Origin of the sequence: Pantoea eucrina (assembly GCF_020079945.1) — a bacterium.
Classification (GTDB): Bacteria; Pseudomonadota; Gammaproteobacteria; order Enterobacterales; family Enterobacteriaceae; genus Pantoea; species Pantoea eucrina.
The window spans coordinates 3,230,730-3,250,637 of the sequence record NZ_CP083448.1 but is presented as its reverse complement, the minus strand read 5'-3'; the positions used below and the strand labels follow the sequence as shown (position 1 = coordinate 3,250,637).

Annotated in this window: 16 protein-coding genes; 7 read left to right on the top strand and 9 right to left on the bottom strand. The window is 57.2% G+C overall.

The features are described from left to right. Window positions 1-345 precede the first annotated feature (345 nt). A complete protein-coding gene (gene zapB / locus LAC65_RS15450) occupies window positions 346-585 on the top strand; it encodes a cell division protein ZapB (protein ID WP_039381198.1) in 240 nt (79 codons plus the stop codon). Between the two features lie 51 nt (window positions 586-636). Here the strand turns inward: zapB and rraA are convergent, their stop codons facing one another. From rraA to priA, 6 genes are all read right to left on the bottom strand, one after another. Next, window positions 637-1,122, bottom strand: a complete 486-nt coding sequence (gene rraA / locus LAC65_RS15445) for a ribonuclease E activity regulator RraA (protein WP_039381195.1) — start codon at window positions 1,120-1,122, stop codon at window positions 637-639. A 155-nt stretch (window positions 1,123-1,277) separates the two neighbouring features. Beyond that, complete coding sequence (gene hslU, locus LAC65_RS15440; protein ID WP_039381194.1) at window positions 1,278-2,612, bottom strand: HslU--HslV peptidase ATPase subunit; 1,335 nt, start codon at window positions 2,610-2,612, stop codon at window positions 1,278-1,280. 11 nt (window positions 2,613-2,623) lie between these two features. Continuing rightward, window positions 2,624-3,154, bottom strand: a complete 531-nt coding sequence (gene hslV / locus LAC65_RS15435; RefSeq protein WP_071668633.1) for an ATP-dependent protease subunit HslV — start codon at window positions 3,152-3,154, stop codon at window positions 2,624-2,626. Between the two features lie 176 nt (window positions 3,155-3,330). Continuing rightward, window positions 3,331-4,272 carry a cell division protein FtsN gene (gene ftsN / locus LAC65_RS15430; protein WP_039381191.1) on the bottom strand — a complete coding sequence of 314 codons (942 nt, stop codon included), beginning with the start codon at window positions 4,270-4,272 and terminating at the stop codon, window positions 3,331-3,333. 210 nt (window positions 4,273-4,482) lie between these two features. Continuing rightward, window positions 4,483-5,481 (bottom strand): DNA-binding transcriptional regulator CytR, encoded by a 999-nt coding sequence (gene cytR, locus LAC65_RS15425; protein WP_420852415.1) that lies wholly within the window; start codon window positions 5,479-5,481, stop codon window positions 4,483-4,485. Between the two features lie 197 nt (window positions 5,482-5,678). Next, window positions 5,679-7,877: a primosomal protein N' gene (priA, locus tag LAC65_RS15420; RefSeq protein ID WP_224144793.1), complete on the bottom strand. Its 2,199-nt coding sequence runs from the start codon at window positions 7,875-7,877 to the stop codon at window positions 5,679-5,681. A 221-nt stretch (window positions 7,878-8,098) separates the two neighbouring features. Here priA and rpmE point away from each other — a divergent pair, with 221 nt between their 5' ends. Further along, entirely contained in the window at window positions 8,099-8,314 is a 216-nt protein-coding gene (gene rpmE, locus LAC65_RS15415) for a 50S ribosomal protein L31 (RefSeq protein ID WP_039381182.1), read from the top strand. A 73-nt stretch (window positions 8,315-8,387) separates the two neighbouring features. On the opposite strand, the gene metJ is transcribed toward rpmE, so the two are convergent. Further along, window positions 8,388-8,705 carry a met regulon transcriptional regulator MetJ gene (gene metJ / locus LAC65_RS15410; protein ID WP_039381180.1) on the bottom strand — a complete coding sequence of 106 codons (318 nt, stop codon included), beginning with the start codon at window positions 8,703-8,705 and terminating at the stop codon, window positions 8,388-8,390. Window positions 8,706-8,980: 275 nt separating this feature from the next. On the opposite strand from metJ, the gene metB reads away from it, so the two are divergent. Together metB and LAC65_RS15400 are read left to right on the top strand one after the other, a co-directional pair. Continuing rightward, window positions 8,981-10,141, top strand: a complete 1,161-nt coding sequence (metB, locus tag LAC65_RS15405) for a cystathionine gamma-synthase (RefSeq protein WP_039381178.1) — start codon at window positions 8,981-8,983, stop codon at window positions 10,139-10,141. A gap of 2 nt (window positions 10,142-10,143) precedes the next feature. After that, window positions 10,144-12,576, top strand: a complete 2,433-nt coding sequence (locus LAC65_RS15400) for a bifunctional aspartate kinase/homoserine dehydrogenase II (RefSeq protein ID WP_039381176.1) — start codon at window positions 10,144-10,146, stop codon at window positions 12,574-12,576. Window positions 12,577-12,633: 57 nt separating this feature from the next. Here the strand turns inward: LAC65_RS15400 and ppc are convergent, their stop codons facing one another. Then, the gene (ppc, locus tag LAC65_RS15395; protein WP_039381173.1) at window positions 12,634-15,285 is read right to left on the bottom strand and encodes a phosphoenolpyruvate carboxylase; all 2,652 of its coding nucleotides are present in this window, start codon (window positions 15,283-15,285) and stop codon (window positions 12,634-12,636) included. 249 nt (window positions 15,286-15,534) lie between these two features. Then, window positions 15,535-16,683: an acetylornithine deacetylase gene (argE, locus tag LAC65_RS15390; protein WP_039381171.1), complete on the bottom strand. Its 1,149-nt coding sequence runs from the start codon at window positions 16,681-16,683 to the stop codon at window positions 15,535-15,537. Window positions 16,684-16,847: 164 nt separating this feature from the next. On the opposite strand from argE, the gene argC reads away from it, so the two are divergent. From argC to LAC65_RS15375, 3 genes are read left to right on the top strand one after another with little or no spacing between them, the layout of a single operon-like run. Beyond that, entirely contained in the window at window positions 16,848-17,852 is a 1,005-nt protein-coding gene (argC, locus tag LAC65_RS15385; RefSeq protein WP_039381168.1) for an N-acetyl-gamma-glutamyl-phosphate reductase, read from the top strand. 18 nt (window positions 17,853-17,870) lie between these two features. Then, window positions 17,871-18,647, top strand: a complete 777-nt coding sequence (gene argB / locus LAC65_RS15380; protein WP_039381166.1) for an acetylglutamate kinase — start codon at window positions 17,871-17,873, stop codon at window positions 18,645-18,647. 14 nt (window positions 18,648-18,661) lie between these two features. Beyond that, the gene (locus LAC65_RS15375; RefSeq protein WP_039381164.1) at window positions 18,662-19,879 is read left to right on the top strand and encodes an argininosuccinate synthase; all 1,218 of its coding nucleotides are present in this window, start codon (window positions 18,662-18,664) and stop codon (window positions 19,877-19,879) included. The last annotated feature ends 29 nt before the right edge of the window (window positions 19,880-19,908 follow it).

Here is a 19,908-nt window from a genome sequence, read left to right as displayed (position 1 = left end):
AGCGCTAATGTAGGGTTGATGTGAATTTATCGTTAACGAACATAAACGAGAAATAGCGAAATTGAATTCTGTGTACTGCGTCATAAAAATGCGCGTTTTCGCGTCTTTTACCTTTCTTTAAGGCCAATTAATCTGTCTCTTAACGCACTTAGCGCATCATGACTGGCAACGGGTTTATTTTTTAAGCATTAGCTGAAAAGTGTTACAGACTGGCCGCCAATGCCCCGTGCCGCTGGACTTGCCGGGTTTGGCTACATACAATCGGGACAACATGGCTGTATGCGTCTTTATTGAGGCAGCTACAGCTTCATCAACGCCTTGCGAGTTTTAGGAGAGGTCAGAACGATGTCATTTGAAGTATTTGAGAAACTGGAAGCGAAAGTACAGCAGGCGATTGATACCATCACGCTGCTGCAAATGGAAATTGAAGAGCTGAAAGAGCAGAACAATACGCTGAAAAACGAAGTGAGCCAGGCTTCCGGCAATCAGGACGCGCTGGCGCGTGAAAATCAGCATCTGAAGGAAGAGCAGCATGTCTGGCAGGAACGTCTGCGGGCACTGCTGGGAAAAATGGAAGAGGTTTAAGCACCTGCGCTTAAACCTGCGGGTGCTCAGGCACCCGTTTTTGTTTGCGGTTTACTCAATATCAAGCGCATCTTCTGACAGAATGATGCCCGTGTTATCCGCATAGAGATGATCGCCGGAGAAAAAGGTTACGCCGCCAAAGTTTACGCGTACGTCGCTCTCACCAATGCCTTCACCGGCCGCCCCAGCGGGGATAGCGGCAATCGCCTGGATGCCAATTTCCAGCTCTTCCAGTTCATCAACCTGCCGCACCGAGCCGTAAACGACCAGACCTTCCCACTCATTTTGCGCCGCAAGCCGCGCCAGCTGGGCATCCACCAGCGCACGACGTACCGAGCCACCGCCATCTACCAGCAGCACTCGTCCACGCCCGTTCTCTTCCAGCAGGTCGTAAAGCAGGCCGTTGTCTTCAAAACATTTGACTGTGGTAATCTGCCCACCGAATGAGGTGCGTCCACCGAAGTTGGAAAAAAGTGGTTCAACCACATTCACTTCTTCATGGTAGATGTCACAGAGTTCAGATGTATCGTATTTCATAAGGATGCCGTCTGTTTGCCACAGGAAAGATAAGTATATCGCTATCTGAAGAGTGTTGGCAAAATCATCACCGGCAAAAAGCAGCGCCGCATCAATATGCTGCGCAAAAAAATGCCCGGCGCAGTGGCCGGGCAGCAGAAACGATCAGAAGGGTGTTACAGGATGAAGCGGCTGAGATCTTCGTCTGCGACCAGTACATCCAGATGCTTGCCGACATACTCAGCGTCGATGGTAATGGACTCACCGTGGCGATCGCTGGCGTCATAGGAGATATCTTCCATCAGACGCTCCAGTACAGTATGCAGGCGGCGTGCACCGATATTTTCAGTGGTCTCATTAACCTGCCAGGCTGCTTCAGCAATCCTGCGGATACCATCCTCGGTGAAGTCCACATTAACGCCTTCCGTACCCATCAGCGCTTTGTACTGCACGGTGACGGAAGCGTTAGGCTCAGTAAGGATGCGCTCGAAGTCGTTCACGGTCAGCGCCTGCAGCTCAACGCGAATCGGCAGACGACCCTGCAGTTCCGGGATCAGATCGGACGGGCTGGCTACCTGGAATGCGCCGGAGGCGATAAACAGGATATGGTCGGTTTTAACCATGCCGTGCTTAGTCGAAACGGTACAGCCCTCAACCAGCGGCAGCAGATCGCGCTGCACGCCTTCGCGTGAAACGTCCGGACCAGAAGACTGGCCGCCGCGCTTACAGATTTTGTCGATCTCATCGATAAACACGATACCGTGCTGCTCTACCGCGTCGATAGCGTCCTGCTTCAGCTCTTCCGGGTTAACCAGTTTTGCCGCTTCTTCTTCAATCAGCAGCTTCATGGCATCTTTGATCTTGAGCTTGCGCGGCTTCTGTTTCTGACCGCCCAGGTTCTGAAACATGGACTGCAGCTGGCTGGTCATCTCTTCCATGCCCGGAGGCGCCATGATCTCTACGCCAGCCGGCGCGGCGGCAAGGTCGATCTCAATCTCTTTATCATCCAGCTGACCTTCGCGCAGTTTTTTGCGGAAAGACTGACGCGCAGCTGATGGCTCGGCGTTCTGCTCTGGCTGGCCCCAGTTGTTTTTAGCCGGTGGGATCAGCACGTCGAGAATGCGCTCCTCGGCCATCTCTTCAGCACGATATTTATTCTTTTCAATCGCCTGGCTGCGCACCATTTTGATGGCGGAGTCGGTCAGATCGCGGATAATCGAATCGACCTCTTTACCGACATAGCCAACTTCGGTGAATTTTGTCGCTTCAACTTTAATGAACGGGGCGTTGGCCAGCTTCGCCAGACGACGGGCAATTTCGGTTTTACCGACGCCGGTCGGGCCAATCATCAGGATATTTTTCGGGGTCACTTCGTGACGCAGCTCTTCGTCAAGCTGCATGCGGCGCCAGCGGTTACGCAGCGCAATGGCAACCGCTTTTTTAGCGCCGTCCTGGCCGATGATAAAGCGATTAAGCTCGCTGACAATCTCGCGTGGAGTCATCTCAGACATGATTCAGGTCCTTACGCCTTAGACGGTAATTCTTCGTAGTTAATATTATGGTTGGTGTAGATACAGATATCGCCGGCGATGTTCAGCGCTTTCTCAACAATATCGTGTGCACCAATGTCGGTATTTTCCAGCAGCGCGCGTGCCGCTGCCTGGGCGTAGGGGCCGCCGGAGCCGATCGCTATCAGGTCGTTTTCCGGCTGAATAACATCGCCGTTACCGCTGATGATCAGCGAAGAGTTCTCATCCGCTACCGCCAGCAGCGCTTCAAGACGGCGCAGCATGCGATCGGTCCGCCAGTCTTTTGCCAGCTCAACCGCGGCTTTAACCAGATGACCCTGATGCATTTCCAGCTTACGCTCAAACAGTTCAAACAGGGTAAAGGCGTCGGCAGTGCCGCCCGCAAAGCCCGCAATCACTTTATCGTTGTAAAGACGACGCACTTTTTTGACGTTGCCTTTCATTACGGTGTTGCCAAGCGTTGCCTGGCCATCACCACCAATAACGACCCGGCCGTTGCGTCGTACACTTACTATTGTTGTCACGGGCAGACCCCTTGTTGCAGTTGAAAAAAGACACCGCGCACCCGGCGCGGCGTATCATGCAAACAGATATGGGGTGGGTTAAGAAGGTTTCAACCCCTCAGGGCGATGGGGTTTGTCTTAATTCGGCTACGCCTGCTCCCGGCGGTAGAGTGAGGCCGGGAGCAGGGCTCAGGCTATCAGGGCAGGGCGAGCGGAATACAGCTGCCGTGACCGGAACTGTGCAGCCGCTTCACGGTACTGTCAGCTTTACTCCGATCTTTAAACGGACCAATCACCACGCGATTCCAGCCGCCGCCGGTCGTGATACGGCTTTCAAAACCTTCAAAAGCGAGACCGGCGCGCACAGATTCCGCCTGATCGCTGCCTTTAAAGGAGCCACACTGCACCATCCAGCGCTGTGTGGAGGCTTTCTCTTCCGGCTTCACTTTGGTGGTTTCTGGTTTTGCCTGCTGTACCGGTGCCGGTCGTTCAGCCTGCTGCTGCTGGCGCTGCTGAGCCTGCAACTGCTGCTGACGCTGCTGCTGTGCCTGTATCTGCTGCTGACGTTGCTGTTGCTGCTGTTGTCGTTGCTGAGTCTGCTGCTGCAGCAACTGCTGCTGCTGTGCCTGTATCTGCTGCTGACGTTGCTGCTGCTGTACCTGCTGACGCTGTAATGTCTGCTGACGCTGAGCCGGCGTCTGCTCGTTCCACGGCACTTCGTTCAGCTGCGTAGGCTGCTGGCGCATATCCGCCTGCATCTGCTCCAGCAGCTGGCGCTGTTCATCGGTCAGCTGCGTCTGCGACTGCACTTCGCCGCCGGCTGAAGGCTCAGTCGGTGAGGGAACCGTAATTTGCCGGTTTTCCAGCTCTTTGATGTATTTCCAGCGCTCTTCCGGCTTGGGCGGCAGGCCATTACCACTAACTTTATGATTCGGGATAACCGGCGTCTCTTCTTTTTTATGGTGCGCGATGAACCATAAACCACCGGCAAAAGTGACCAGTACTGCGGCAGCGAGCACTACCATCAGTTTCGATATACCCGATCCGCCTTTGCTTTTTTTGCTGCTGCTGCGACCGGCGGGTTTTTTGCGACGCGTCCCTGTTGAACGCCCGCGGCCTACATAATCTCTCTGTGCCACTTTCGTCCTGATACCTTCAAAATGCCTGCGGGCGTAGACCCTGAACAGTGTGAGTTGCAGCCAGCCTGGCTACAGCTTGAAAAATGACGGGTATAAATGAGGTGTAAACCGCCCGGCAATGAATGCGCCATGTTACTCAAGGGTGCGAACTTTGACCAGCAGAGTCTGCCTTCAGAATCTGCTGAAAATGTGCAGTGCGGCACGTGTGACCTAACGCTTTTTAGCCGGTGCTGTACTGCCGCGCACGCGCAGTTCTGCATCCAGCAGGCGCGAACCATTATTTACCCGCTTGCCCTGCAGCTCATCCAGCAGCAGCAGCATCGCTTCGCGGCCAATATCAAAGCGCGGCTGCGCCACGGTAGTCAGGGGCGGTTCGTAATAGCGCGCCAGCTCAATATCATCAAAGCCAACGATGGAGAGATCCTGCGGAATGCGCATCCCCAGTTTGCGCGCCTGATTCATGGCGCCCAGCGCCATCAGATCGCTGTGACAGAATAGCGCTTCCGGGGGCTGCGGCAGACTCATCAGCTGTTTCAGGGCGCGGGCACCGGCTTCAAACGAGAAATCACCGCGTACGATAAACATCGGTTCAACGGGGATGCTGCTGCGGCGCAGCGCCTGAATATAACCCTGCAGCCGATACTGGCTGAGCGGAACCGCTTCAGGCCCGGTAATACAGGCGATACGACGATGCCCGAGCTGCAGCAAATGGTTAACGGCTTCAAACGCCGCGGTCAGGTTGTCAATGTGCACGGTGGGCAGCGCCATCTCCGGCGCGAATTCATTTCCCATAACCATGGGCGGCAGGCTGCGCAGCGCTTCAGGATCGGCGTCAAACGGCAGCTGTGAACCCAGCAGCACCATGCCGTCAATCTGTCGCGTCAGCATCAGATCAAGAAAGGTTTTTTCCTGATGATCCTGATGCGCGCAGTCGCCAATCAGCACCAGGTACCCCTGCTGCGCGGCGGTGACCTCAATGCCGCGGATAATTTCGCTAAAAAAGGGATCGCAGATATCGGGCACAATCACCAGGATAGTCCGGGTTTCATTGCGTCTGGCATTGCGCGACAGGCCATGCGATGCATAGCCTGTCGCAATGACCGCCTGCTCGACTTTTTGCCGGGTTGCGGCTGACACTTTCTCCGGATTCATCAGCGCCCGGGAAACGGTCGCCGTAGAGACGCCTGCGTGCTCAGCCACATCTTTCATCGTGGCAGCAGATGAAGTTTGCTTCGGGTCCAACGTGTTACTCCTGGCGTGATACAGCGTACAGTTTGTCTGCAAGGGCCGGTCCTGGCCGGGTGATCCTATTGATAACGCATTGGCGGGCAGGGCTGTTACTTAATTTGCATAAAAACTGTGACTTGTTCGACTTTTTTCGATCTGGCTCGCAGATGCGGATGCCATCAGCTCTCGCCGGGATCGATATCCAGCGTCCATTTTACTTTGCGTGCAGCGGGCAATGTGCTCAGCAGCGGCAGCGAACTGCTTAATAACTGCTGCAGGCGTTTGCGTGACGGATGCTGCAGCAGCAGCTGCCAGCGCCACCGACCGCTGCGTTTTGGCGCCAGCGCCGGCACCGGGCCCATCAGCCAGGTGGCTTCATCTTTCAGCGGGCTCGCCTCCAGCAGATTACGCAGCTGGACGAGAAAAGCGGCAGCCTGCTGATTATCCATATCTTCGGCACGAAATAGCGCGTGGCTGGTCCAGGGCGGCAGCTGCACCGACTGGCGTTCAAGCAGCGCCTGGTCAGCAAAGGCGAAGTAGCCGCGATGCAGCAGCGTCTGCAGCAACGGATGCTCCGGATGGTGCGTCTGCAGCAGTACTTCACCCTGTTTGCCGGCGCGTCCGGCGCGACCTGCAACCTGGGTATAGAGCTGCGCGAAACGTTCTGTGGCACGAAAATCAGCCGAGAAGAGCGCGCCGTCAACGTCCAGCAGCGACACCAGCGTAACATCAGGAAAATGATGGCCTTTTGCCAGCATCTGCGTGCCCACCAGAATACGCGCGCCGCCGCGATGCACATCCGCCAGATGCTGCTCCAGCGCACCTTTACGGCTGGTAGTATCACGATCGATGCGCGAAACCGGCACGTCCGGAAACAGCGTGCCCAGCTGCTGCTCCAGCTGTTCTGTGCCTACGCCAACCGGCATCAGATGGGTTGAACCGCAGCCGGGACACTGCAGCGGCAGCGGACGCTGGCTGTCGCAATGGTGGCAGCGCAGCTGGCGGTGATGCTGGTGCAGCGTGTAGTAGCTGTCGCAGCGCTGGCATTCCGCCAGCCAGCCGCAGTCGTGGCACATCAGCGCCGGTGAAAAGCCGCGCCGGTTCAGAAACAGCAGCACCTGATTATCCGCCTGCAGGTGCTGGCGCATTTTACTGAGCAGCGCCGGCGCCAGACCACCCTTAAGCGGCTGTCCTTTCAGATCGATCAGCTGCTGCAAAGCGGGCTTTGCATTACCGGCGCGCTGGGTGAGATTAAGCTGCCGGTATTTGCCGACGCGCACGTTATGCAGCGTCTCCAGCGCGGGTGTGGCCGAACCCATGACAATCGGGATGTTCTCTTCATGTGCACGAAACACCGCCAGATCGCGGGCCTGATAACGCCAGCCCTCCTGCTGTTTATAGGAGCTGTCATGCTCTTCATCGATAATGATTACGCCAGGCCGCGCCAGCGGGGTGAACAGCGCAGAGCGCGTACCAATAATAATCGCGCTTTCGCCGCGCCGGGCGCGCAGCCAGACCGCCAGCCTTTCGCTGTCATTCAGCGCAGAGTGCAGCACATCAATCGGGGCATCAAAACGTTCCCGGAAGCGCGCAATGGTCTGCGGCGTGAGGCCAATCTCCGGCACCAGCACCAGTGCCTGCATGCCGCGTGACAGAATGTTTTCCAGGATAGTGAGATAGACCTCGGTTTTACCGGAGCCGGTGATCCCGGCCAGCAGCCACGGAACGTAGCGATCGTCTTCCGCCCGGATAGCCCCGACGGCCATGGCCTGATCGGTATTGAGCCGCAGACGCTCGCCTTTAATGGCAAAATGCGTCCGCCAGTCCGCGGCAGATGGCGCATGCTCGCGCAGCTCGCACAGCCCTTTGGCTCTGAGCGCCTGCAGAGCGGCGTCGTTAAAGCTCTGTTCGTTTACCTGATGACGATAGAGCGGTTGCTGACGCAGCGCGGCCAGCGCCTGCTGCTGCTTTGGTGCACGCTTCAGACTTTCCGGCGCCACTTCCCGTCCGGCCTCCGTGATCGCCCACTGCCACAGCGGCGCTTCCTGTGCCGGTTTCCCCTGGCGGAGCAGAACCGGTAACGCATGACTCAGCACTTCCCCGACGGGTGAATGATAGTAACCGGCCGCCCAGTTGAGGATGCGCCACAGCGCGGGCGAAAACAGACTGCTGTCATCCAGCACGGCTTCTATCGGTTTCAGCTGCTTCAGCGGCAGATCGCTGCTTTCGGTCACGCCGGTCACAATGCCAGTCAGCTTACGGTTGCCAAAAGGCACGCTGACGCGACTGCCGGTTGCCGGCTGCGCAGCGTCAGCAGGGAGCAGATAATCAAACAGGCGCGGTAGCGGGACGGGCAGGGCAACCTTTACGACGGACATTGCGATCTCTATCCAGTTCTGTAATCAGGGACGGTAGTGTACACGCTGGGGCCGCAGGCGTGTATGGCTGAGCAATGTTTGCCTCGGGCGGTTAAATTCTGTATACTATGCCGCCTCTGGTGAGATAGCTCGTCAGAGATACATATAATGTTCAACCGCGTGTGGTGCTGTGCAGGTTCGCCTGGCATGGAGAGCGACACGGCCTTTTATGAGGTTTTCCCATGAAACAAGGTATTCACCCGAAGTACGAAGCAGTGACCATCACTTGCTCTTGCGGTAACGTGATCAACACCCGTTCTACCATGAACCACGACCTGAACCTGGACGTGTGCGGCAAATGCCACCCGTTCTATACTGGTAAGCAGCGTGTTGTTGACACCGGCGGCCGCGTTGATCGCTTCAACAAGCGTTTCAGCATTCCGGGCAGCAAAAAATAAGATTTATTTGCCGCCGGGTTATCCCGGATGCAAAAGAAAACCCAGCCTCGGCTGGGTTTTTTTATACCAGAATTTAATATTCCCAGCTATTCGGGTCGATGCCCATCTCGCGCATAATCTGCTTCGCTTCTTCCGGGATCTCATCGCTGCGCTCTTTGCGCAGGTCAACGTCGTCGGGCAGAGGCTGACCGGTAAACGCGTGCAAAAAAGCTTCACACAGCAGCTCACTGTTCGTGGCGTGACGCAGATTGTTCACCTGACGACGTGTACGCTCATCGGTTAAAATTTTAAGCACTTTCAGCGGGATAGAAACCGTTATTTTTTTAACCTGCTCGCTTTTTTTACCGTGCTCAGCGTACGGGCTGATATATTCGCCGTTCCATTCAGCCATGAGTTACCTTAATTAATAAAAGTGTTATAGGGGATGATCCGTGGATTATGCCCGATTTTTGCGTGCCTGACCGCCTGCGCCGTGGATTTTGTGCTTCAGCGCCGCGTTAATGAAGCGCATGCGCTGCTCAGCAGGCAATAACCTATAATTTTAGCGGTTATTCGCTCTGCGCTCAATCTATACGCAAAGACATTTAGATGTCCAGATGTATTGACGTCTGTTAGCGGAATGTTATCCTGTGGGCACTTTACCCCTCTTCAGGAACAGCAGAGCCCATGACGCGCAAACAGGCAACCATCGCAGTACGCAGCGGTTTGAATGATGACGAGCAGTATGGCTGCGTAGTCCCGCCGATTCATCTCTCCAGCACCTATAATTTTCTCGACTTTAATGAGCCGCGCGCCCACGACTATTCGCGCCGCGGCAATCCGACGCGCGATGTGGTACAGCGCGCGCTGGCTGAGCTGGAGGGCGGGGCGGGTGCCGTACTGACAAATACCGGCATGTCTGCGATTCACCTGGTGACCACTGTATTCCTGAAGCCCGGCGATCTGCTGATCGCACCCCACGACTGCTATGGCGGCAGCTACCGCCTGTTTGACAGCCTCAGCAAGCGCGGGGCTTACCGTGTGAAGTTTGTCGACCAGGGTGACAGCGCAGCGCTGGCCGCAGCGCTGGCCGAAAAGCCAAAACTGGTGCTGGTGGAAAGCCCGAGCAATCCTCTGCTGCGCGTAGTGGATATTGCGGCAATCTGTCAGGCGGCGCGCGCGGCGGGTGCCGTCAGCGTGGTGGATAACACCTTCCTGAGCCCGGCGCTGCAAAATCCGCTCGCCCTCGGGGCCGACCTGGTGATCCACTCCTGTACAAAATATCTCAACGGCCACTCTGACGTGGTGGCCGGGACGGTGATTGCAAAAGATCCGGCCGTTGCCACCGAGCTTGCCTGGTGGGCCAATAACATCGGCGTGACCGGCGCGGCGTTTGACAGCTATCTGCTGCTGCGCGGTCTGCGGACGCTGGCACCCCGCATGGCAGCGGCCCAGCGCAACGCGCTGGCGATAGTGGACTATCTGAAGCAGCAGCCGCTGGTGAAGAAGCTGTATCATCCTTCTCTGCCGGAAAATGCCGGTCATGAATATGCGCGACGTCAGCAACGTGGCTTTGGCGCCATGTTAAGCTTTGAGCTGGATGCAGATGAAGCGCGGCTGCGTCGTTTTCTGAAAGCGCTGCAGCTGTTTACGCTGGCGGAGTCGCTGGGCGGAGTAGAGAGCCTGATTTCACATACGGCCACCATGACACATGCCGGCATGTCTGCGGAAGCACGCGCAGCCGCCGGCATCTCTGAAACACTGCTGCGGGTCTCCGTCGGCATTGAAGATCACGAAGATTTAATTGCCGATTTGGATAACGCCTTCCGAATCGCAGCCGGGGAGTAATCATGACCAGTACAGCAGGCGCGGGAACGCCGACGAAGCAGCTGCATAAATTTGGTGGCAGCAGCCTGGCGGATGCCAGCTGCTACCAGCGCGTAGCGGCCATTATGGCTGATTACAGTCAGCCAGGCGATCTCATGGTGGTCTCTGCCGCAGGCAGCACCACGAATCAGCTGATCGGCTGGCTGAAGCTGAGCCAGAGCGATCGCCTCTCGGCGCACCAGGTGCAGCAGACGCTTCGCCGCTACCACAGCGAGCTGATTGCTGCGCTGCTGCCAGCGGAGGCGGCCGACCGGCTGACTACCCTTTTTATCCGCGATCTGGAGCGCCTGGCGGCGCTACTGGATGGCGCGATAACTGAAGCGGTATATGCAGAAGTGGTCGGGCATGGCGAAATCTGGTCGGCGCGGCTGATGGCTGCGGTACTGAGTCAGCGCGATGTTGACGCCGCCTGGCTGGACGCACGTGATTTTCTGCGGGCGGAGCGCGCGGCTCAGCCGCAGGTGGATGAGGGAAAATCCTGGCCGCTGCTGCAGGCGCTGCTGGCGCAGCATCCGCATAAGCGTCTGGTCGTCACCGGTTTTATCAGTCGTAATGAGGCAGGTGAAACCGTGCTGCTGGGGCGCAACGGTTCTGACTATTCCGCTACCCAGATCGGGGCGCTCGCGGGTGCGGGGCGCGTGACCATCTGGAGCGATGTGGCTGGCGTCTATAGCGCCGATCCACGCAAAGTTTCCGATGCCTGCCTGCTGCCGCTGCTGCGGCTGGATGAAGCCAGCGAGCTGGCGCGACTGGCGGCGCCGGTACTCCATACCCGTACGCTGCAGCCGGTCTCCAGCAGCGATATCGATTTACAGCTGCGCTGCAGCTATCAGCCTGAGCAGGGTTCAACCCGTATTGAGCGCGTGCTGGCCTCCGGCACCGGCGCGCGTATTGTCACCAGTCACGACGATGTCTGTCTGGTGGAGATCCAGCTTGCTGAAGGTCACGATTTTGCTACGCAGCAAAAAGAGATCGATCAGCTGCTGAAGCGCGCCCAGCTGCGTCCGCTGGCAAGCGGCCTGCATCCCGATCGTCGCCTGCTGCAGCTCTGCTATACCGCGGAAGTGGTTAACAGTGCCTTTACGCTGCTGCAGGATGCGGCGCTGCCGGGCCATCTGCAGCTGCGCGATGGCATGGCGCTGGTGGCGCTGGTGGGAGCTGGCGTAACGCGCAATCCGCTGCACAGCCACCGTTTCTGGCAGCAGATTAAAGATCAGCCGGTTGAGTTTGTCTGGCAGTCAGAAGAGCATATCAGCCTGGTCGCGGTGCTGCGCACAGGACCGACCCGCCATCTGATTCAGGGACTGCATCAGTCGCTGTTTCGCGCAGAAAAACGTATCGGCCTGATGCTGTTCGGAAAGGGCAATATCGGCGCGCGCTGGCTGGAGCTGTTCGCCCGCGAGCAGGAAACGCTCTCCGCCCGTACCGGCTTTGAGTTTGTGCTGGCTGGCGTGGCTGACAGTCGTCGCAGCCTGCTGAGTTACGAAGGGCTGGATGCCAGCCGCACGCTGGCTTTTTTCGACGATGAAGCGCAGGCGCTGGATGAGGAGTCGCTGTTTCTGTGGATGCGCGCGCATCCGTTTGATGACCTGGTGGTGCTTGACGTAACCGCCAGCGCGCCGCTGGCGCAGCAGTATCTCGATTTTGCCAGTCACGGTTTTCACGTGATCAGCGCAAATAAAGTGGCTGGCGCATCAGACAGCCAGAGCTGGCGTCAGATCCGCGATGCCTTCGCCAAAACCGGGCGCCACTGGCTTTATAACGCGACGGTCGGTGCCGGTTTGCCGGTTAACCACACGGTACGCGACCTGCGCGAAAGTGGCGACTCAATACTCTCCATCAGCGGAATTTTCTCCGGCACGCTGTCGTGGCTGTTTTTGCAGTTTGACGGCAGCGTTCCCTTCAGCGAGCTGGTGGATCAGGCGTGGCAGCAGGGGCTGACCGAACCCGATCCGCGCGTCGATCTCTCCGGGCAGGATGTGAAGCGCAAGCTGGTGATCCTGGCGCGTGAGGCGGGCTACGATATCGAGCCGGATCAGGTGCGGGTAGAGTCGCTGGTACCAGTCGACTGTGAGGCGGAATCGGTTGATCACTTTTTTGAAAACGCAGACGAGCTGAATAACCAGATGCTGCAGCGCTACGAAGCGGCGCAGGAGCTGGGCCTGGTGCTGCGTTATGTGGCGCGCTTTGATGCCAGCGGTAAAGCCCGCGTCGGCGTGGAAGCGGTGCGGCCTGAACATCCGCTGGCAGCGCTGCTGCCGTGCGATAACGTCTTTGCCATTGAGAGCCGCTGGTACCGCGATAATCCGCTGGTGATCCGCGGACCCGGTGCCGGACGTGATGTTACCGCTGGTGCGTTGCAGTCGGATCTGAACCGTCTCGCCCAGCTGCTTTAATCCGGACTGCTGCAGAGAGAATAAAAAAGGAGCCTGAGGCTCCTTTTTTTGTATCGGCTAACCGGTGTTGCGCATGCCGGCGGCCACGCCGGCGATGGTTACCATCAGCGCCTGCTCAACCCGCGCGTCCGGTTCGTCACCGCGTACTTCCTGCGCACGGGCGCGCAGCAGCAGCTCTGCCTGCAGCACGTTCAGGGGATCGGTATACACGTTGCGCAGCGCAATGGATTCGGCAATCCACGGCTGATCCGCCATCAGATGCGCATCATTTGCAATGGTCAGCACCGCTTTAATATCCGCTTCCAGCTGGTCGCGCAGCTGTTTACCCAGCGGCCAGAGCGCTTTATCAACCAGGCGCTGATCGTAATACTCGGCCAGCCACAGGTCAGCTTTGGAGAAGACCATCTCCAGCATCCCGAGGCGGGTTGAGAAGAACGGCCAGTCGCGGCACATCGTTTCCAGCTGATCCTGATGACCTTCATCCATCGCTTTCTGCAGCGCCGCGCCGGCGCCGAGCCAGGCTGGCAGCATCAGACGGTTTTGCGTCCAGGCAAAAATCCACGGAATGGCGCGCAGGGATTCAACGCCACCGGTCGGACGACGTTTAGCCGGACGTGAGCCCAGCGGCAGTTTGCCCAGCTCCTGCTCCGGTGTGGCAGAGCGGAAGTAGGGAACAAAGTCAGCATTTTCACGGACGTAGCCGCGATACATGGCGCAGGAGTGCGCAGAAAGGCCGTTCATGATCTCCCGCCACTCCTGTTCAGGCTCCGGCGGCGGCATCAGGTTCGCTTCCAGAATGGCCCCGGTATAGAGCGAGAGGCTGGCGATGGTGACTTCCGGCAAGCCATATTTAAAGCGGATCATTTCGCCCTGTTCTGTCACGCGCAGGCCACCTTTAAGACTGCCCGGCGGCTGAGAGAGCAGTGCAGCGTGCGCAGGCGCGCCGCCACGGCCAATGGAGCCGCCTCGCCCGTGGAACAGCGTCAGGGTAATGCCCGCTTTTTCACAGGTTTTAATCAGCGCGTCCTGCGCCTGATACTGTGCCCAGCTGGCCGCCATCACGCCGGCATCTTTTGCCGAGTCGGAATAGCCAATCATTACCATCTGTTTGCCGTTGATAAAGCCGCGATACCAGTCGATATTCAGCAGCTGCGTCATAACATCATTGGCGTTGTTCAGGTCATCCAGCGTTTCAAACAGTGGCGCGACCGGCATAGCGTACGGAATGCCCGCCTCTTTCAGGAGCAGATGAACCGCCAGCACGTCAGAAGGCGTTTTCGCCATAGAGATCACGTAGGCCGCGATGGAACCCTGCGGCGCTTCGGCGGCGACTTTACAGGTTTCCAGCACTTCGCGCGTGTTGTCGCCCGGCTCCCACTGGCGCGGCAGCAGCGGACGTTTTGAATTGAGTTCGCGGATCAGAAACGCCTGTTTGTCCGCTTCTGACCAGCTTTCGTAGTCGCCGAGGCCGAGATAGCGCGTAACTTCCGCAATCGCTTCGGTATGACGGGTGCTCTCCTGGCGGATGTCGATGCGCACCAGCGGAACGCCAAAGCATTTTACCCGGCGCAGCGTGTCCAGCAGCTGGCCATTAGCGATAATGCTCATACCACACTGCTGCAGCGACTGATAAATAGCAAACAGCGGCTGCCAGAGCTGCTCATTGGAGACCAGCAGATCGGTCGGGCGCGGCAGGCGTTCGCCTTTCAGGCGCTGCTCCAGATATGCCTGCGTGTTCATCAGCTGGCTGCGCATGCGTTTCAGGATCATGCGGTAAGGTTCAATTGCGTCCGGATCGCCGCACATTACGCGTACTTCGTCGCTGCATTCTGACATCGACAGCTCAGAGATCAGCACCCCTACATCGCGCAGGAAGAGGTCGGCTGCTTTCCAGCGGCTCAGCTGCATGACGTGGCGGGTAATAGGTGCGGTCACGTTCGGGTTGCCGTCACGATCGCCGCCCATCCACGAAGTGAATTTAATCGGCACAAAATCCACCGGCAGCTGAATGCCAAACGTCTCTTCAACCTGCTCATTCAGTTCACGCAGAAACGCGGGCACGCCCTCCCACAGGCTATTTTCCACGACAGCGAAGCCCCATTTCGCTTCATCGACCGGGGTAGGGCGATATTTACGGATCTCATCCGTATGCCACGCCTGGGCTACCAGCTGGCGCAGACGGCGCATCACCTGATTGCGCTCATAGTCGGTAATATCAGCGTGGTCGAGCTGCTCCAGGCAGCTGTTCACTTCGCCGAGCTTGTGGATCAGGGTGCGGCGGGTAATTTCAGTCGGGTGTGCGGTCAGGACCAGCTCCAGCGACAGCTCTTCAATCGCCTGACGGATAGCCATTTCGCTGAGATCGCTATGCTGCTTCAGGCGCTCAAACGTCTTTTTCAGCAGCTCCGGATGGTTAGCGCCATCGCCGCTGCGTGAAATGGTCTGATACTGTTCAGCCACGTTAGTAAGGTTAAGAAACTGACTAAAGGCGCGGGCCACCGGCAGCAGCTCATCGTTAGAAAGGTTCTGCAACGTTGACAGCAGCTCCCGGCGATGAGAGTCATTGCCTGCACGGGATGACTTAGAGAGTTTGCGGATGGCTTCCACCCGATCGAGAATGTTCTCTCCCAGTGCATCCTTTATCGTATCCCCGAGCAGTTTGCCGAGCATACTGACATTACTTCGCATTGCGGAATATTGTTCGTTCATTTGACCCTGACACCCTTATCGTCTTTTAACCCCTCTGGACCCAACCAGCGGGTATAACATCATCTTTTATCTAGCCACGATTTGTGAACTCCGTCAATTAGCCTGAACTGACGAAAACAGGCAGCTAACGTGCGGAAAGTGATAAGTTTTATCGGGGATAGAGAGAGATAAGTTATTCTTATCAGCAAACACCAGATAATGACGGGGCATTTTGCTGATTAAACAGTGAAATGCCCCGCAGATTATCTATCAGTGACAAAAATGCTGCACAACCTGCGTGATCAGGGCGTGAGTTGGCTTAATAAATGCGGTATCGATAAATTCATCCGGCTGATGCGCCTGCTCGATTGAACCTGGTCCCAGCACCAGCGTCGGGCAGATCTGCTGAATAAAAGGCGCTTCGGTACAGTAGTTGACCACTTCCGTCGGCACGCCCAGCAGCTTCTCCACCACCGTAACCAGTTCATGATCGGCCGGACACTCATAACCCGGAATAGGCGGATGCAGTTCGCCTACGGTCAGGCGGCCAGGCCAGCGGGCGCTCACCGGTGCCAGCGCTTCATTCAGCAAGCCATCCAGATCGTTCAGGCTCAGGCCCGGCAGTGGCCGGATATCCATATGCAGTTCGCAACAGGCGCAGATGCGGTTAGCCGCGTCACCACCATGAATATGACCAAAGTTCATAGTCGGATAAGGAATGGCAAAGCCATCATGGTGATAGCGCTCTTTCAGGGTATGGCGCAGCTTCATCAGTTCTGTAATAGAGGCGTGCATCAGCTCAATCGCATTTACGCCGCGCGCCGGATCGCTGGAGTGGCCTGACTGGCCCTCAATGCGGATAGCGTGTGAAAGGTGGCCTTTGTGGGCGCGCACCGGTTTGAGCGAGGTAGGCTCACCGATAATGGCGCAGTCGGGGCGCAGCCGGGCTGACTCAGAGAAATATTTGGCACCTGCCATCGTGGTCTCTTCGTCAGCGGTCGCCAGCACATAGAGCGGTTTTTTAAGCGTAGTGACGTCAACATCGCGCAGCGCATCGAGAATAAAGGCGAAGAAGCCTTTCATATCTGCCGTGCCCAGCCCGTAAAGTTTATTGTCATGTTCAGTCAGGACAAACGGATCGCGTGTCCAGCGTCCGTCATCAAAGGGTACGGTGTCAGTATGACCCGCCAGCAGCAGTCCGCCTGCGCCTTCACCGCTGCGCGCCAGCAGGTTGAACTTATGTCGCGTGCCCGGCACCGGCTGAACTTCAACGCTGAAGCCCAGATCGCGGAACCAGCCCGCCAGCAAATTGATTAAACTTTCGTTGCTCTGGTCAAGCGCGCTGTCGGTTGCGCTGATTGACGGTGAGGCGATCAACTGGCGGTAGAGTTCGATAAAAGGTGGAATTTTTGACTTCACTGTTGACGGTCCTTAGGTTAGGATGTATCAATATTCATGCACTAATAGTGAATAAAAATACATTAACGTCGTCTGCATGTGAACTGAAAAAGTGCAAACGGCATCGTGGGCAACGGGGCACGGCCGCGACCCGATACGTTGACTGTAAAAAGGTATACAGCCTGATGTTGAATACGCTGATCGTTGGTGCCAGTGGTTATGCTGGCGTAGAGCTTGCCACTTACCTGAATCGCCATCCGCATATGAACATAACCGCTTTAGCGGTTTCAGCGCAAAGCCCGGATGCCGGAAAATTGCTCTCCGATCTCCATCCGCAGCTGAAAGGTATCGTGGATCTGCCGCTGCAGCCGCTGAGCGATCCGGCGGCGTGGGCAGAGAAAGTCGATGTGGTGTTCCTCGCGACGGCGCATGAAGTCAGCCACGATCTGGCACCTGAATTTCTGAAAGCAGGCTGCGTGGTCTTCGATCTCTCAGGCGCCTTCCGGGTCAACGATGAGGCGTTCTACACCCGCTATTATGGCTTCAGTCATCAGCATCAGGCGTGGCTGGATAACGCGGTATATGGTCTGGCCGAATGGAATCACGAACGTATTAAAGAGGCCCAGCTGGTGGCCGTGCCTGGGTGCTATCCCACCGCAGCGCAGCTGGCGCTGAAGCCGCTGCTCAAAGCGGATCTGCTGAATGACGCGCAGTGGCCGGTAATCAATGCCACCAGCGGCGTCAGCGGAGCCGGGCGTAAAGCCAGCGTCGCGACCAGCTTTTGCGAAGTGAGCCTGCAGCCCTACGGCCTGTTTAACCACCGTCATCATCCGGAAATAGTTGCCCATCTTGGCGCGCCGGTTATTTTTACCCCGCATCTGGGTAATTTTCCCCGCGGTATTCTCGCAACCATCACCTGCCGTCTGAAAGCGGGCATTACGCAGCAGGATGTGACCGATGCGTTTTATGCGGCCTATCACGACAAGCCGCTGGTGCGCCTCTATGACAACGGCGTACCGGCGCTGAAAGCGGTAGTGGGCCTGCCGTTCTGCGATATCGGTTTTGCCGTACAGGATGAGCATCTGATTGTGGTTGCGGCAGAAGATAACCTGCTGAAAGGCGCGTCATCACAGGCGATTCAGTGTCTGAATATTCGTTTCGGTTTCCCTGAAACACTCTCTCTGATTTAACGGACGGATAACGTAACCATGAGCAATCCACTGATCATTAAACTGGGCGGCGTACTGCTGGATAGCGAAGAAGCACTGGCCCGGCTGTTTGATGCGCTGCTGGCGTATCGTAATGAACATCAGCGTCCGCTGGTGATTGTGCACGGCGGCGGCTGTCTGGTCGACGAACTGATGAAAAAGCTCGCGCTGCCGGTGAAAAAGAAAGATGGCCTGCGCGTTACACCCGCCGATCAAATCGACATTATTACCGGCGCGCTGGCGGGCACTGCGAATAAAACGCTGCTGGCGTGGGCAACCCGTTACGGCATTAATGCTGTCGGGCTGTGTCTGGGCGATGCCGGACTGGTCAGCGTCGCGCAGTTTGACGAAGAGCTGGGGCATGTCGGGCAGGCCACGCCGGGCAACCCTGCGCTGCTGAATACGCTGCTTAATGCAGGCTATATGCCGGTTATCAGCTCAATTGGCATCACTGCCGGCGGAGCGCTGATGAATGTGAATGCCGATCAGGCAGCGACGGCGCTGGCAGCCACTATCGGAGCCGATCTGGTGCTGCTCTCTGACGTCAGCGGCATTCTCGACGGCAAAGGCCAGCGCATCGCTGAAATGACCGCAGCGAAAGCGGAACAGCTGATTGCGCAGGGCATTATTACCGACGGTATGATTGTTAAAGTCAACGCTGCGCTGGATGCGGCACGCACGCTGGGCCGTCCGGTCGATATCGCCAGCTGGCGCCATGCTGAGCAGCTGCCCGACCTTTTCAACGGCGTGTCGATTGGCACCCGGATTCTCGCATAATCAAGGATTAAGACATGAGCACGCAAAACATTAAAAAAATCGTTCTGGCCTACTCAGGCGGCCTCGATACCTCAGCCATCATTCCATGGCTGAAAGAGAATTACGGTGGCTGCGAAGTTGTGGCGTTTGTCGCCAATATTGGTCAGGACCCGGCCGACCTGGAAGGCGTTGAGAAAAAAGCGCTGCAGTCGGGCGCATCTGAATGTCACGTAGTGGATCTGCGTGAAGAGTTCATCAGCGATTACGTCTATCCGGTGCTGCAGACCGGTGCCCTGTATGAAGGCACCTATCTGCTGGGCACGTCAATGGCGCGTCCTATCATTGCTAAAGCGCAGGTTGAACTGGCGCTGAAAGTGGGTGCTGACGCGCTGTGCCACGGCGCAACCGGTAAAGGCAACGACCAGGTGCGTTTCGAAACCACCTATACCGCGCTGGCACCACAGCTTAAAGTTGTTGCGCCATGGCGCGAGTGGGATCTGCGTTCGCGTGAGGCGCTGCTCGACTATCTGAAAGAGCGCAATATCCCGACGACCGCGTCGCTGGAGAAGATCTACAGCCGCGATGAGAACGCGTGGCATATCTCCACCGAAGGTGGCGTGCTGGAAAGTCCGTGGAATGCACCGAATAAAGATTGCTGGGTATGGACCGTGGATCCGCTTGAAGCGCCGGACCAGCCGGAAAATGTCACCGTGACCGTTGAAAAAGGCTGCGTGGTTGCCGTAAACGGCGAGCAGCTGAGCCCGTTCCAGTGCCTGGAAAAACTCAACGTACTGGGTGCTAAACATGGCGTTGGCCGGATCGATATCGTGGAAAACCGTCTGGTTGGCATCAAATCACGCGGCTGCTATGAAACCCCTGGCGGTACCATCATGGTAAATGCGCTGCGTGCGGTTGAGCAGCTGGTTCTGGATCGCGACAGCTTCAAATGGCGTGAGCAGCTGGGCCAGGAGATGTCTTACGTGGTTTACGATGGTCGCTGGTTCGCGCCGCTGCGCCAGTCTATTCAGGCGGCGGCGGCATCGCTGGCTGAAGAGGTCAACGGCGAAGTGGTTCTGCAGCTTTACAAAGGTCAGGCTACGGCGATTCAGAAGAAATCGGCTAACAGCCTCTACTCAGAAGAGTTCGCCACCTTTGGTGAAGATGAGGTGTATGACCATCGTCACGCGGGCGGCTTTATTCGCCTGTTCTCCCTCTCTTCGCGCATTCGTGCGCTGAACGAGCAGAAGAAGTAAGCACGCGGCAGCAGTTATATAAGGGCGGC